Source organism: Aeromicrobium sp. Leaf291, assembly GCF_001423365.1.
Classification (GTDB): Bacteria; Actinomycetota; Actinomycetes; order Propionibacteriales; family Nocardioidaceae; genus Aeromicrobium.
The window spans coordinates 950,406-963,986 of sequence record NZ_LMNM01000001.1 but is presented as its reverse complement, the minus strand read 5'-3'; the positions used below and the strand labels follow the sequence as shown (position 1 = coordinate 963,986).

The window sequence follows — 13,581 nt, the reverse complement described above, 5'->3', positions numbered from 1 at the left end:
TCCCAGGTCGACCTGGGAAACCTGCAGAAGCACAGGTTGCTACCCGTGCAGTCGTAGGGAAAGCCGTGCAGTCCGGAAGATTCCCAGGTCGACCTGGGAATCTGCGGCACGGGTCAGGGGCGGTCGGCGAGCCAGGACTCGGCCAGGCGGGCGGGTGCGCGCGCGAGCCAGGCGTCCTCGACCGCGGTCTCCAGCCGGGCGGGGTCCACCATGTCGAGCTCGACCAGGAAGCCGGGGTGGTTCGCCAGGTGCTCGATGGTGAAGAAGCCCGGCACCCCCTCGCCGAGGATCGCGTCGCGGTCGGCGAGGTCCTCGGTGCGCAGACCGACGATCTCGCCCTGCGGCACCGGGTCGTCGCCGAACCGCCTCAGGTCGGCCTTGCTGAACGGTCGCACCCAGCAGAACATCGCCTTCTCGACGAACCAGGCGCGGTTCCCCCAGCTGGTGCGCTCGGCGACCTCCGGCAGCGCCAGGCACAGACGCTCGACGTCCTCGACGGTGGCCATGGGATCACGGTGCGGGTTGGCCGGCGGCGCGTCAAGCACGGGCGGGAACGACGACGGCGCCCACCCCCCGAAGGGGCGGGCGCCGTCGACAGCGCGTCGGTGCGACGACTCAGTGGTTGTGCCCGGCGTGGGCGTCACCCTCGTCGTCGGCCGGCTTCTCGGCCACCAGGGTCTCGGTGGTGAGCAGCATGGCGGTGATGGACGCGGCGTTGGCCAGCGCGGAGCGCGTGACCTTGACCGGGTCGAGGATGCCCTGCGCGAGGAGGTCCCCGTAGGTGTCGGTGGCGGCGTTGTAGCCCTCACCGGACTCGCGGACCTTCGACACGACGACCTCGCCGGAGACGCCGCCGTTGCGGGCGATCCACTCCAGCGGGGCGTCGGCACCCTTGCGCACGATGCGCACGCCGACGGCTTCGTCGCCGCTGAGCCCGAGGTCGCCCTCGAGCACCGAGACGGCGTGGACGAGGGCGGAGCCGCCACCGGCGACGATGCCCTCCTCGATGGCCGCGCGGGTCGCCGAGACGGCGTCCTCGATGCGGTGCTTCTTCTCCTTGAGCTCGACCTCGGTGGCCGCGCCGACCTGGATCACGCACACGCCGCCGGCCAGCTTCGCGAGACGCTCCTGGAGCTTCTCGCGGTCCCAGTCGGAGTCGGTGAGCTCGATCTCGGCCTTGATCTGGTTGACCCGGCCCTCGACCTCGGCGGTCTCGCCGCCACCGTCGATGATCGTCGTGTCGTCCTTGGTGACGACGACGCGACGGGCGGTGCCGAGCACCTCGAGGCCGACCTGGTCGAGCTTGAGGCCGACGTCGGGCGTGACGACCGTGGCGCCGGTGAGCGTCGCGATGTCCTGCAGCATGGCCTTGCGGCGGTCACCGAAGGCGGGCGCCTTGACGGCGACCGAGGTGAACGTGCCGCGGATCTTGTTGACGACCAGCGTGCTGAGCGCCTCGCCCTCGACGTCCTCGGCGATGATGAACAGGCTCTTGCCCGCGCCGATGACCTTCTCCAGGAGCGGGAGCAGCTCGGCGACGGAGCTGATCTTGCCCTGGTTGACGAGCACGTAGGGGTCGTCGAGGACGGACTCCATGCGCTCGGTGTCGGTGACCATGTACGGCGAGAGGTAGCCCTTGTCGAACTGCATGCCCTCGGTGAAGTCGAGCTGCGTGCCGAGCGTGTTGGACTCCTCGACGGTGATGACGCCGTCCTTGCCGACCTTGTCGAACGCCTCGGCAATGAGCTCGCCGATGTGCGCGTCGCGCGAGGAGACGGTGGCGACGTCGGTCATGTCCTTGATGTCGTCGACGTCGCGGGCGATCTCGTGCAGCTTCTCGCTGACGGCCTTGACCGCGGCCTCGATGCCCTTCTTCAGGCCGACCGGGTTGGCGCCGGCGGCCACGGCGCGCAGGCCCTCGTGGACCATCGCCTGGGCGAGCACGGTGGCCGTGGTGGTGCCGTCACCGGCGACGTCGTTCGTCTTGGTGGCGACCTCCTTGGCCAGCTGGGCTCCGAGGTTCTCGAACGGGTCGTCGAGCTCGACCTCACGGGCGACGGTGACACCGTCGTTCGTGATCGTGGGGGCGCCCCACTTCTTGTCGAGCACGACGTAGCGGCCCTTGGGGCCGAGGGTGACCTTGACGGTGTTCGCGAGGGCGTCGACGCCCCGCTCGAGGGCGCGGCGTGCGTCCTCGTCGAACTCGAGGATCTTGGGCATGTGATGCCTTCCTACGCATGGATCAGATGGGGTGCCCGGCGAGTGCCGGACAGAGTGCGCCGGGAGACCCGGCGGGTGACGTCAGGCGGTTCTGACGTGCGTGGCGCCCGACTGGCAAGGCGCCGTCGCGACGGCGACCTTTGAGCGGAGCGGTCGCCGAGCGACGAGCAACGCCGCCAGCCGGGATGCCACGTGCGTCAGAACGCGTCAGGAGACGACGGCGAGGACATCGCGGGCGGAGAGGATGAGGAACTCCTCGCCCGAGTACTTGACCTCGGTTCCGCCGTACTTGCTGAAGATGACCTTGTCGCCGACGTTGACGTCGAGCGGGACGCGGTTGCCGGAGTCGTCGATGCGACCGGGGCCCACGGCCACGACCTCACCCTCCTGCGGCTTCTCCTGGGCGGTGTCCGGGATGACGAGTCCGGATGCGGTGGTCTGCTCGGCCTCGACGGCCTTGATGACGAGACGATCCTCGAGCGGCTTGATGGTGACCGACACTGGTCGACCTCCCCTTCAACGTTGGTGGAATGACGGATGGAACGTGATGGGTGTGCACGCCGTCGCGGGGGTCGTGCACGGTTGGCAGTCTCGGTACCCGAGTGCCAGTTCCGAATCTAGCACTCACCCCTACTGAGTGCTAAAGGGTGTTCGCCGTCGGCGGACGCACGATCGTCCGCCGACCTGCGAGGAGGGAGCGCCGTTCGTGGCGGCTGGTTGGATGGGCGCGTGGACCTGGCGACGTTCGAGCGGCTGCAGACCGACGAGGGACGGGCGCTGGTGGCCGAGGTGCACCAGCGGGCCGGGGTCGAGTCCGACCTCGCCCTGGGCACGCGGCTGCGCCGCGCCCACGACGTCGAGCTGGTGGCGGCGGCCGTCACGCAGAACCACCTGCGCGGGCTCGCGCGCACCAAGCTGGGCGACGACGCGGCGCGGATGTTCTTCACCCACGAGGCGCTGCAGCAGGCCACCCGTGGCTCGGTGGCCCGGCTGCGTGCCGAACGCCTCGCCGGCACGGGTGCCACGGCGGCACTCGACCTGGGCTGCGGCATCGGCTCGGACCTGCTCGCGCTCGCCCGCGCCGGCCTGCGGGTCCGGGGCGTGGAGCGCGACCCGGTGCGTGCCGCCATCGCCCGCGCCAACCTGGCCGCCCTCGACCTCGACGGCGAGGTGCTCTGCGCCGACGCCGCCGACGTTGACCCGACGGACGACGAGGTGGTGTTCCTCGACCCGGCCCGCCGCGACGACCGTGGCCGGGTGTTCGACCCCGAGGCGATGAGCCCGCCGTGGTCGGTCGTGGCGACACACCTGGCCGGTCGCGCAGTCGTGAAGACCCTCCCGGGCATCCCGCACGCGCTGGTCCCCACCGGCGTGGAGGCGCAGTGGGTCAGCGACGGCGGCGACCTGGTGGAGGCGTGCCTGTGGGGCGCCGGCCTCGACCTGACCGACCGCGCGCCGCGTCGCGCCACGGCCCTGCCCGGCGGTGACGACCTGGCCGGCGACGGCGCACCCGGCGACGTCGGCGAGCTGGGAGGCTGGCTGCACGAGCCGGACGACGCGGTGATCCGTGCCGGTCTCGTCGGAGGCCTGGCGGAGCGGATCGACGGCCAGCTGGTGGACCCGCGCATCGCATGGGTGACCACGGACGTCGACGTGCGCCACCCGCTCGCCCGCTCCTTCCGCGTGGTGCAGGAGCTGCCCTACCGCGAGAAGCAGCTCAAGGCGGCGCTCGTCGCGCTCGACGTCGGCACCCTGACGATCAAGAAGCGCGGCGTCGACGTCGTGCCCGAACAGCTGGTCCGCCACCTGCGGCTCAAGGGGTCCGTGCGCGCCACCGTGGTGCTGACCAGGGTGGACGACAAGGCCGTCGCCCTGCTCGTGGACCCGCTCCCCCGCTGAGCCGTCCGGCACCCCGCGCGGGTCCTAGGGTGGAGGCGTGCGGATCGACCTGAACGCCGACGTCGCGGAGTCGGCCGACGACCTGGCCCTGCTCGACGTCGTCACGAGCGCGAACGTGTGCTGCGGCGCCTACGCCGGCGGCGAGGAGCTCATGCTCGACGCGTGCGAGCGCGCGGTCGAGCGTGGCGTCGCGATCGGTGCGCAGGTGGGCTACCCCGACCGCGAGGGCTTCGGCCGACGCCCCCAGGAGCCGGCCACGGACGAGCTGGTCGACGAGCTGCGTGCCCAGATCGACCTGCTCGCCGAGGTGGCCGACGCCGTGGGTGGCCGCGTGGCCTACGTCAAGCCGCACGGCGCGCTGTACAACACCGTCGCGCACGACGAGCGGCAGGCGACGGCCGTGGTCGAGGCCGTGGGACCGTACGGGCTTCCGCTCCTCGGGCTGCCCGGGGCCGTCTCGCTGCGGCTCGCCGCCACCGAGGGGCTCCCGACCGTCGCCGAGGGCTTCGCCGATCGCGCGTACACCGCCGCCGGGACCCTCGTCCCGCGTGACCAGCCGGGCGCGGTGCTGGGCGACGTCGACGAGGTCGTGTCCCAGGCGCTGCGCCTCGCCGGCCAGGTCGACTCGCTGTGCGTGCACGGCGACTCCCCCGACGCGCTCGCCCTCGTCCGGGCCGTGCGCGCCGCCCTGGCGGAGGCCGGGCACCACGTCGGACCGTTCGTGTGAGGGTGCGCGCGTGCGGGGAGGACGCCGTGCTCCTGGACTGCGACGACCTCGACGAGGCGCGCCGCCGCCACGCGGCGCTGGTCGACCACCCCGACGTCGTGGAGGCCGTGCTGGGGGCGCGCACCGTGCTCCTGCGCGGTCGACCGTCGACGATGCGAGCGCTGGCCCGCAGCGTCCCTCCGGCGCCCACGGCGTCGACGTCCGGCGCGCGTGAGCACGTGGTCGACGTCGTCTACGACGGGCCCGACCTCGACGCCGTGGCCGAGGCGACTCAGATGAGCGTCGAGGCCGTGGTGGGCGCGCACACCGCAACACCCTGGACCGTCGCCTTCGGCGGGTTCGCCCCCGGCTTCGCTTACCTGGTCGACGGCGACCCGCGGCTCACGGTCCCCCGCAAGGACACGCCCCGGCCACGGGTTCCCGCCGGCGCCGTGGCCCTGGCCGGCGGGTTCAGCGGCGTCTACCCGCGGGAGTCGCCCGGTGGCTGGCAGCTGGTCGGACGCACCGACGTGGTGCTCTTCGACGTCGAGCGCTCCCCTGCGGCACTGCTCGCACCGGGCGACACCGTCCGCTTCCGCGCCGCCGGCCCCGGGGCCTCGCCGTGAGCCTGGTCGTCGTGCACCCCGGGCCCCTGACGCTCGTCCAGGACGACGGGCGACCGGGGCTGGCCGCGCAGGGGGTCGGCGCCGCGGGGGCCTTCGACCGGCGAGCCCTCCACCAGGCCCGGACCCTCGTGGGCGACGCGTCCGGCACCGCCGTCCTGGAGGTGCTCGGAGGCGGCCTCGAGCTGCGGGCCACGTCCGAGCACGTCGTCGCCGTGACGGGGGCGGTCGGGCCGGTGCTGGTCGACGGTGCTCCGGTCGAGCACGGTCGGGCGGTGCGCCTGGGCGCCGGGCGGCACCTCGCGGTCGCCGCGTTCGGCCACGGCCTGCGCGGCTACGTGGCGGTCGCCGGCGGCATCGACGTGCCTTCGACCCTGGGTTCGCGCAGCGCCGACACCCTCAGCCGGCTCGGACCACCGGCACTGACCTCCGGCGACGACATCGCCGTCGGGGAAACGCTCCAGGATCCGCCCGACGTCGCCCCCGTCCCGAGCCTGCTGACCCCCGGCACCACGACCGTCGAGGTGGTGCTCGGTCCGCGCGACGACTGGTTCACGCCCGACGCCCTGGCCGCGTTCCTCGGCACCGGCTGGGTCGTGTCCGAGCGGTCGGACCGCATCGGCGTCCGGCTGGACCACCCCGCTCCCGGTCGCACCGGCCTCGAGCGGGCCGTCGACGGAGAGCTGCCCAGCGAGCCGTGCGTGCGCGGCAGCGTGCAGGTGACGTCGGCCGGGCTCCCGGTCGTGCTCGGGCCCGACCACCCCGTCACCGGCGGCTACCCGGTCATCGGGGTGGTCACCGGCCGCGGCCTCGACCGCCTCGCGCAGGCTCGCCCGGGCGAGACCGTGCGCTTCCGCCGGCACACCCTGCCCTGACCGCGGCGCGGCCCGACCCGCGCCTGGGGCACCATCGAGGGCATGAGGCCCACCCACCGACCCGTCGAGGACGGCGTCGCCACCGACCTGGCGGGCGAGTCGACGTACGGCTCCTACCTGCGCCTGGACCTGCTGCTCGCCGCACAGCAGCCGGTCACCGACCACCACGACGAGATGCTCTTCGTCGTCCAGCACCAGGTGACCGAGCTGTGGCTCAAGCAGCTGGTGCACGAGCTGCGCTCGGCCATCGCGCTGATCGACGCCGACGAGCTCGCCCACGCGCTCAAGCGGCTGGCCCGCGTCAAGGCCGTCCAGCGACAGATGTTCGAGCAGTGGGGCGTGCTCGAGACGCTGACCCCCGTGGAGTACCTGCAGTTCCGCGACGCGCTCGGCAAGGCGTCGGGGTTCCAGTCGGCGCAGTACCGGACGGTGGAGTTCCTGCTCGGCAACAAGACACCGGCGATGGTCAAGGTGTTCGAGCACGAGCCCGACACCCAGGCGCAGCTGGCCGCCGACCTCGCCGCGCCCAGCCTCTACGACGCCTTCCTGGGCCACCTGGCCCGCCAGGGCCACGACGTGCCGCCCGCGGTCCTCGAGCGCGACCTCACGCAGCCCTACGAGCCGCACCCCGGCGTCGTGGAGGTGTTCCGCCGCGTCTACGCCGACCCCGAGCGCCACTGGGAGGTCTACGAGACGTGCGAGGAGCTCGTCGACGTCGAGGAGGGGTTCCACCTCTGGCGGTTCCGCCACCTCAAGACGGTGCAGCGGATCATCGGCCACAAGCGCGGCACCGGAGGCTCGAGCGGCACGTCCTTCCTGCAGCGCGCGCTCGAGCTGACGTTCTTCCCCGAGCTGCAGGACGTCCGCACCGCGCTCTGACCGCGGCCGCGCTCCCGGGCCAGCGCTCCCGTTTCGGACACGTCCGGGGCACTGTCCGGGGTGCAACTGCCCCGGAACTGTCCGAAACGGCGGTCGCCGGGCCCTACCGCCGCAGCACCTTCCGCGCCCAGGCGTTGCCGGCGAACTGCAGCACCTGCACGATGACGATGACCAGGAGGATCGCCGTCCACGTGACGTAGCCGTTGAACTGGCGCAGCCCGAAGGTGAGCGCCAGGTTCCCCAGACCGCCCGCGCCGATCACGCCGACCACGGCCGTCATGTCGACGATCGCCACGACGGCGAACGTGAAGCCGAGGATGAGCGGGCCGAACGCCTCGGGCAGCAGGACGGTGAGAACCACCCGCAGCCGGCTGGCCCCCATCGCGCGGGCCGCCTCGAGGACGCCCGGCTGGACGCTCACCAGGTTCTGCTCGACGATCCGCCCGATGCCGAACATCGACGCGACGACGATCGCGATGATCGCGAACTCGTTGCCGATGCCGCGGATGCCGACCTCGCGCACGAACGGCTGCAGCGCGATCGCGAGCAGGATGAACGGGATCGGGCGGAAGAAGTTCACCACCACGTTGAGCAGCGTGTTGGCCACCGCGTTCGGCCAGATGCCGCCCCGCCGGGTCACGTAGAGCGCCGTCCCGAGCACCAGCCCGAGCAGCCCACCGAGCAGCAGACCGGCCCCGGCGAGGTAGAGGGTCACGAAGAACTCGGAGACGAACTCCCCGCGCAGCTCCAGGACGCGATCCATCAGGCCACCTCCCCCGTCGAGCCGACGTCCGCGACGCGGGCCTCCGCCTCCGGCACGTCGGTCACGGTCACGAGCTCGCCGATGCGTCGCACGGCGTCCTCGACGGCGGCGTCGTCGCCGCGCAGCTCCAGCGTGAGGTGGCCGAACGCGCGACCCTGGACGTCCTCGATCCCACCGAAGACCAGCTCGAACTCGACGTCACGCCGCACCAGCTCGGCGAAGACCCGCGACTGGCTGACGCTCTCGTCGCGGAAGCTGACCGTCACGAGCCGCCCGTCGTGACGTTCCCGCAGGTGCGCGACGGCACGCGCGTCGGGGACGTCGTCGACGAGCGTCCGCACGAAGCGCTGCGTCGCTGGGTGCGACGGCTGGGCGAAGACGTCGAACGTCGATCCGGCCTCGACGACGCGGCCGCGCTCCATGACGACCACGCGATCGGCGAGGCTCTTCACGACCTCCATCTCGTGGGTGATCACGAGGATGGTGACGCCCAGCTCGGCGTTCACCCGGCGCAGCAGCGCCACGACGTCGGCCGTGGTCTCGGGGTCGAGTGCGCTCGTGGCCTCGTCGGCCAGCAGGATCGCGGGGTCGGTGGCGAGGGCGCGGGCGATCGCCACGCGCTGCTTCTGCCCGCCGGAGAGCTGCTCGGGGTGCTGGTGCGCCTTCTCGCTCAGCCCCACGAAGTCGAGCAGCCGCTCGATCCGCGCGTGGCGCTCCGCCTGCGGCACGCCCGCGACCGCGAGCGGATAGGCCACGTTGCCGTAGACCGTGCGGGAGTGGAACAGGTTGAACTGCTGGAAGATCATGCCGATGCCGCGCCGAACCCCCTGCAGCTGCCGCTCCGACAGCGTCGTCACGTCGGTGCCGTCGACGCGGATCGTGCCGCTCGTGGCCGGCTCGAGCGCGTTGACCAGCCGGACCAGGGTCGACTTCCCGGCGCCGGAGTAGCCCACCACGCCGACGATCTCCCCGGCCTCGACGTGGAGGGTGACGTCGTCGACGGCGTGCACGGGCTCACCACCGCGACGGGTGGGCGGGTACGTCTTGCTGACACCCTCGATCTCGATCAGGGCCATGGTCTCCTCCTGGACGTCGGACGCGCAGGCCCGTGCCCGACGACCAGGTCGTGGTCGCCGGGCACGAGCGGCGTCAGGACTGGTTGGCCTTCGTCTCGGCCTCGGCCCGCTCGTACACGTCGACGAGCTCGGACCGCGGCGCCTTCACCAGCTGGGCGGTTCCGCCGGAGACCTGCTGGAGGCCGTCGGTCACGGCCTTGGTGTCCTGGAAGATCTCGACGAGGCGCTGGTAGGTGGGGTTGTCGGCGTCCTCGGCGCGGGCCACGAACACGTTGACGTAGGGCTCGGCCGTCGGGTCGGCGGCGTCGTCGGTCGCCAGGGCGTCGTCGAACGACAGGCCGGCCTTCTCCACGAAGTCGTTGTTGATGACCGCCGCGTCGAGGTCCTCCAGGCTGGTCGCGGTCACGTCGGCCGCGAGCGCCTCGACCTTCACCCGCGAGGCCCCGGTGTCGACGTCGGAGAGGTCGGTGAAGATCGACGGCTCGCCGTCGAGCTCGATCAGACCGTTCTTGGCGAGGATGCCGAGGGCGCGGGCCTGGTTGCTCACGTCGTCCGGGACGGCCACGGTGCCGCCGTCCGGGATGTCGCCGACGGCGTCGTGCTGCGAGGAGTACAGACCCAGCGGGTACACGGCGGTGGAGCCGACCGGGGTCAGGTCGGCGTCGTTGGCCAGGTTGTAGTCGGCCAGGTAGACCAGGTGCTGGAACTGGTTGAGGTCCAGCTCGCCCGCACTGACCGCAGGGTTCGGCTGCGTGTAGTCGGTGAAGTCGCGCAGCTCCACGTCGATGCCCTCCTCGGCGGCGGCGTCGACGAAGACCTCCCAGTACGGGTCGCTGGCACCGACGACGCCGATGGAGACCGTCTCGGCGTCCTCGCCGGCGGCGCTCGTCGCGTCGTCGCCGCGGGTCAGGAAGAACGCGACGAGGGCGATCACGACGACGGCCGCGACGGCCGCGCCCGCGACGAGCGGACCTCGCCGCTTCGGGGCCTCGATGGTGGTGGGCTGCTCAGACATGGCGGGGTCCTTCTCTCGGCGATCGGCCGACACGGGGGCAGGGGACGTCGTCCGGGTGAGGACGACCCCTGCACGCTACGAACTCCCGTCACGACACCGTGACCACGCCCAGCATGCGAGAACGGGCCGAGCAAGGGCCGCGGTAGTGGTACGACTCAGGCCCGGTCGTCGTAGGACCAGACCACGTCGTCGCGGACCACCCTCCCCGGCACCCCGGCGACCACGCTGTGGGCCGGGACCTTCTGACCACGCACCACCGACCGCATCGCCACGACGGCGCCGTCGCCGACGTCGGCGTGACCGGTCACCACGGCGTCCTTGCACAGCCACACGTGCCGGCCGAGGCGGATGTCGGCGCCGAACGGGTTGATCCGCTCGCCCGTGACGCGGTCCTCGAGCCGGTGCATGTCGTCCGTCGCGACGTACACGTCGGAGGCCCACAGCTGCTCGGGGCCGGCCACGATGCTCCCCCCGTTGCGGGCGTCGACCACGGCGCACCGCGTGGCGATGAGCGGGCCGTGCAGCACGATGCTGGACCCGCCGCCGCAGAACAGCTCGCCGGCGGTGATCTCGCAGCCGGCGTCGACGAACACGGTGGCCTCGTCGCCGCCGACGAGCAGGGTCGACACGGTGCGCAGGGCGGACCCGACGGCGATCACGACGTCGCGGACGGGGAACAGCGTCAGCTGGGCGAGGACCTTCTCCGGCAGGCAGGCGCCCTCGGCGAGGTAGAGGGCGTTGTCGCAGTCGTGCCACCACTGCGGGACACCCTCGGTCGCACGGTGCCAGGTGAGGGCGTCGATCGCGCCGGCCTCGGCCCCGGCCGCGCGCAGACGCTCTCGGTGGCCGGGGTCCATGCCCGGGCCCATCGCGTCCTGCGTCGGCGTCGTGGTCACCCGTGCATCCTGCCAGCCGCGCCGACCTCAGTGCGCGGGACGCTCGACCTGCGCTACGAGCTCCTGCGGGGCCTGCACGCAGTACGACTCCGTGAGCAGCTCGCGCAGCTCCGCCGGCTCGACGCCGGGACCGTCGTCGAGCACCAGCCCCACCACGTCGCCGCTGCGCCCGACGCGGAAGTAGGGGTGGCCGAGGTGCTCGAAGGCGGCCACCTCGTCCATCGGCGCCCGGAAGGTGACCCGCACGAGGCCGTCCTCACCCCCGAACACGTGGGCGACGTTGTGTCCTCGCACCACCCATCGGGTCCCCGTCCAGGCTCGCTCGCGGCGCGTCTCGGGCAGGTCGTCGAGGACGGCGGCCACCTGCGCCAGCAACGCCTCGGGTACCGGTGCACGTGCCACGCGGAGCAGCCTGCCACGCCCCGCCGACACGACCCGCCGCACGTGCGAGGGCCCCGACCACCTCGCGGTGGTCGGGGCCCTCGTCAGGGGTGGTGCGGGTGGGGGCTCAGAAGCCCATGCCGCCCATGTCGCCCATGTCCGGCGCGCCGCCACCGGCGGCAGCCGGCTCCGGCTTGTCGGCCACGACGGCCTCGGTGGTGAGGAACAGCGCCGCGATGGACGCGGCGTTCTGCAGCGCGGAGCGCGTGACCTTGGCCGGGTCGATGATGCCCGCGGCGATGAGGTCGACGTACTCGCCCGTGGCGGCGTTCAGGCCGTGACCGGCGTCGAGGCCGGCGACCTTCTCCGCCACGACGCCGCCCTCGAGGCCGGCGTTGATCGCGATCTGCTTCAGCGGGGCCGACGCGGCGGTGCGCACGATGTTGGCACCCGTGGCCTCGTCACCCTCGAGCTCGAGCTTCTCGAACGCGGCCTTGGTGGCCTGGACGAGCGCCACGCCGCCACCGGCGACGATGCCCTCCTCGACGGCCGCCTTGGCGTTGCGCACGGCGTCCTCGATGCGGTGCTTGCGCTCCTTGAGCTCGACCTCCGTGGCCGCGCCGACCTTGATGACGGCCACGCCGCCGGCCAGCTTCGCGAGGCGCTCCTGGAGCTTCTCGCGGTCGTAGTCGGAGTCGCTGTTCTCGATCTCGGCGCGGATCTGGTTGACCCGTCCGGCGATCTGGTCCTGCGAGCCGCCACCCTCGACGATCGTGGTCTCGTCCTTGGTCGTGACGACCTTGCGGGCCGTGCCGAGCAGCGAGATGTCGGCGTTCTCGAGCTTGAGGCCGACCTCCTCGCTGATGACCTCGCCACCGGTGAGGATGGCGATGTCGGCCAGCATGGCCTTGCGGCGGTCACCGAAGCCGGGGGCCTTGATGGCGACCGACTTGAAGGTGCCGCGCATCTTGTTGACGATCAGGGTGGCCAGGGCCTCGCCCTCGACGTCCTCGGCGATGATCGCGAGCGGCTTGCCCGACTGCATGACCTTCTCGAGCACCGGGACGAAGTCCTTGACCGAGCTGATCTTGCTGTTGACGATGAGGATGTAGGGGTCCTCGAGGACCGTCTCCATGCGCTCGGGGTCGGTGACGAAGTAGCCCGACAGGTGACCCTTGTCGAAGCGCATGCCCTCGGTGAGCTCGAGGTCGAGGCCGAACGTGTTCGACTCCTCGACCGTGATGACGCCCTCCTTGCCGACCTTGTCCATGGCCTCGGCGATGATCTCGCCGACCGTGGGGTCAGCGGCCGAGATGGACGCGGTGGAGGCGATCTGCTCCTTGGTCTCGACATCCTTGGCCATGCCCAGCAGCTGGCTGCTGATGGCCTCGACGGCGGCCTCGATGCCCTTCTTCAGGCCCATCGGGTTGGCGCCGGCGGCCACGTTGCGCAGACCCTCGCGCACGAGCGCCTGGGCCAGCACGGTGGCCGTGGTGGTGCCGTCACCGGCGACGTCGTCGGTCTTCTTGGCGACCTCCTTGACGAGCTCGGCGCCGATCTTCTCGTAGGGGTCCTCGAGCTCGATCTCCTTGGCGATGGAGACACCGTCGTTGGTGATCGTGGGCGCGCCCCACTTCTTCTCGAGCACGACGTTGCGACCCTTGGGGCCGAGCGTCACCTTGACTGCGTCGGCAAGCTGGTTCATGCCGCGCTCGAGACCGCGACGGGCCTCTTCGTTGAACGCAATGGTCTTGGCCATGTGGAACTCTCCGGTTCGACGTGGTGGGTGTGACCGGTCGGTGCCCGCGACGGACGAGCCCTGCGCCGCGGCGAACCCTTCCCGCTGCGGCCGTGACCCTCACCGGGCCGGTCTGATGTCTAGCACTCTCACTATAGGAGTGCTAACCAACGACTGGCAATCGGGTCCCGAGAGTGCCAGTCCGCCCCGCGGGACGACCGGTCAGTCCTCGTCGCCGATGACGAGGCGGGGGAGGCGGTCGCGCCAGGGCCGGCCGCGGGTCTCACCGCGAGTGGGATCGACGGCGGCCACGGGGACCGGCACGGGCAGGACCGGAGCGACGGGGTCGCCGGCCTCGTGCTCCGCGGCCTCCGCCAGCCGGTCCTTGCGGGCGATCCACAGGACCGTCGCGACGATCACCACGACCGGGATGAACGCGGGGATGGCCAGCACGGCCACCGGGTGCGTCGTCAGCACCTCTCCCGCGACCGTCGGCTCCATCCGTCGAGC

15 protein-coding genes are annotated in these 13,581 nt (G+C 72.0%); 5 read left to right on the top strand and 10 right to left on the bottom strand.

All coding sequences use genetic code 11. The annotated features are described in order from the left end of the window. Positions 1-113 precede the first annotated feature (113 nt). The 3 genes from ASF35_RS04855 to groES form a co-directional block, all read right to left on the bottom strand. Complete coding sequence (locus ASF35_RS04855; protein ID WP_055963620.1) at positions 114-506, bottom strand: MmcQ/YjbR family DNA-binding protein; 393 nt, start codon at positions 504-506, stop codon at positions 114-116. Between the two features lie 109 nt (positions 507-615). Further along, positions 616-2,220: a chaperonin GroEL gene (gene groL / locus ASF35_RS04850; RefSeq protein ID WP_055963617.1), complete on the bottom strand. Its 1,605-nt coding sequence runs from the start codon at positions 2,218-2,220 to the stop codon at positions 616-618. Between the two features lie 207 nt (positions 2,221-2,427). Beyond that, positions 2,428-2,721 carry a co-chaperone GroES gene (gene groES / locus ASF35_RS04845; RefSeq protein ID WP_055963614.1) on the bottom strand — a complete coding sequence of 98 codons (294 nt, stop codon included), beginning with the start codon at positions 2,719-2,721 and terminating at the stop codon, positions 2,428-2,430. Positions 2,722-2,949: 228 nt separating this feature from the next. On the opposite strand from groES, the gene ASF35_RS04840 reads away from it, so the two are divergent. From ASF35_RS04840 to ASF35_RS04820, 5 genes are read left to right on the top strand one after another with little or no spacing between them, the layout of a single operon-like run. Beyond that, on the top strand, positions 2,950-4,119 hold the full coding sequence (locus ASF35_RS04840) for a methyltransferase domain-containing protein (RefSeq protein ID WP_055963610.1): 1,170 nt from the start codon (positions 2,950-2,952) through the stop codon (positions 4,117-4,119). 37 nt (positions 4,120-4,156) lie between these two features. Further along, positions 4,157-4,846, top strand: a complete 690-nt coding sequence (locus ASF35_RS04835; protein ID WP_055963607.1) for a LamB/YcsF family protein — start codon at positions 4,157-4,159, stop codon at positions 4,844-4,846. Beyond that, on the top strand, positions 4,843-5,451 hold the full coding sequence (locus tag ASF35_RS04830; RefSeq protein WP_055963604.1) for an allophanate hydrolase subunit 1: 609 nt from the start codon (positions 4,843-4,845) through the stop codon (positions 5,449-5,451). Before ASF35_RS04835 ends, ASF35_RS04830 begins: the two co-directional genes overlap by 4 nt. Further along, positions 5,448-6,323: a biotin-dependent carboxyltransferase family protein gene (locus tag ASF35_RS04825; protein WP_055963600.1), complete on the top strand. Its 876-nt coding sequence runs from the start codon at positions 5,448-5,450 to the stop codon at positions 6,321-6,323. The genes ASF35_RS04830 and ASF35_RS04825 overlap by 4 nt, the downstream gene beginning before the upstream one ends. 42 nt (positions 6,324-6,365) lie before the next feature. After that, positions 6,366-7,202, top strand: coding sequence for a tryptophan 2,3-dioxygenase (locus ASF35_RS04820; RefSeq protein WP_055963597.1), 837 nt, complete (start codon positions 6,366-6,368; stop codon positions 7,200-7,202). Between the two features lie 103 nt (positions 7,203-7,305). Here ASF35_RS04820 and ASF35_RS04815 read toward each other — a convergent pair whose 3' ends face one another. The 7 genes from ASF35_RS04815 to ASF35_RS04785 all read right to left on the bottom strand — a co-directional run bounded on the left by ASF35_RS04815 (position 7,306) and on the right by ASF35_RS04785 (position 13,572). Then, positions 7,306-7,965, bottom strand: coding sequence for a methionine ABC transporter permease (locus tag ASF35_RS04815; protein WP_055963593.1), 660 nt, complete (start codon positions 7,963-7,965; stop codon positions 7,306-7,308). After that, positions 7,965-9,041 carry a methionine ABC transporter ATP-binding protein gene (locus ASF35_RS04810; protein WP_055963589.1) on the bottom strand — a complete coding sequence of 359 codons (1,077 nt, stop codon included), beginning with the start codon at positions 9,039-9,041 and terminating at the stop codon, positions 7,965-7,967. The genes ASF35_RS04815 and ASF35_RS04810 overlap by 1 nt, the downstream gene beginning before the upstream one ends. A 73-nt stretch (positions 9,042-9,114) precedes the next feature. Beyond that, positions 9,115-10,056 (bottom strand): MetQ/NlpA family ABC transporter substrate-binding protein, encoded by a 942-nt coding sequence (locus tag ASF35_RS04805; protein WP_055963586.1) that lies wholly within the window; start codon positions 10,054-10,056, stop codon positions 9,115-9,117. 155 nt (positions 10,057-10,211) lie between these two features. Continuing rightward, positions 10,212-10,952, bottom strand: a complete 741-nt coding sequence (locus ASF35_RS04800) for a hypothetical protein (RefSeq protein WP_156367956.1) — start codon at positions 10,950-10,952, stop codon at positions 10,212-10,214. Positions 10,953-10,979: 27 nt separating this feature from the next. Further along, the gene (locus ASF35_RS04795; protein ID WP_055966173.1) at positions 10,980-11,354 is read right to left on the bottom strand and encodes an MmcQ/YjbR family DNA-binding protein; all 375 of its coding nucleotides are present in this window, start codon (positions 11,352-11,354) and stop codon (positions 10,980-10,982) included. A 106-nt stretch (positions 11,355-11,460) separates the two neighbouring features. Next, positions 11,461-13,092 carry a chaperonin GroEL gene (gene groL / locus ASF35_RS04790; protein ID WP_055963583.1) on the bottom strand — a complete coding sequence of 544 codons (1,632 nt, stop codon included), beginning with the start codon at positions 13,090-13,092 and terminating at the stop codon, positions 11,461-11,463. 201 nt (positions 13,093-13,293) lie between these two features. Then, positions 13,294-13,572, bottom strand: a complete 279-nt coding sequence (locus ASF35_RS04785) for a hypothetical protein (protein WP_055963579.1) — start codon at positions 13,570-13,572, stop codon at positions 13,294-13,296. Positions 13,573-13,581: the final 9 nt, after the last annotated feature.

Coding starts and splice junctions, on each gene's coding strand:
- ASF35_RS04855 (WP_055963620.1), bottom strand. CDS start 506: ATGGCCACCGTCGAGGACGTCGAGCGTCTGTGCCTGGCGCTGCCGGAG.
- groL (WP_055963617.1), bottom strand. CDS start 2,220: ATGCCCAAGATCCTCGAGTTCGACGAGGACGCACGCCGCGCCCTCGAG.
- ASF35_RS04820 (WP_055963597.1), top strand. CDS start 6,366: ATGAGGCCCACCCACCGACCCGTCGAGGACGGCGTCGCCACCGACCTG.
- ASF35_RS04815 (WP_055963593.1), bottom strand. CDS start 7,965: ATGGATCGCGTCCTGGAGCTGCGCGGGGAGTTCGTCTCCGAGTTCTTC.
- ASF35_RS04810 (WP_055963589.1), bottom strand. CDS start 9,041: ATGGCCCTGATCGAGATCGAGGGTGTCAGCAAGACGTACCCGCCCACC.
- ASF35_RS04805 (WP_055963586.1), bottom strand. CDS start 10,056: ATGTCTGAGCAGCCCACCACCATCGAGGCCCCGAAGCGGCGAGGTCCG.
- groL (WP_055963583.1), bottom strand. CDS start 13,092: ATGGCCAAGACCATTGCGTTCAACGAAGAGGCCCGTCGCGGTCTCGAG.
- ASF35_RS04785 (WP_055963579.1), bottom strand. CDS start 13,572: ATGGAGCCGACGGTCGCGGGAGAGGTGCTGACGACGCACCCGGTGGCC.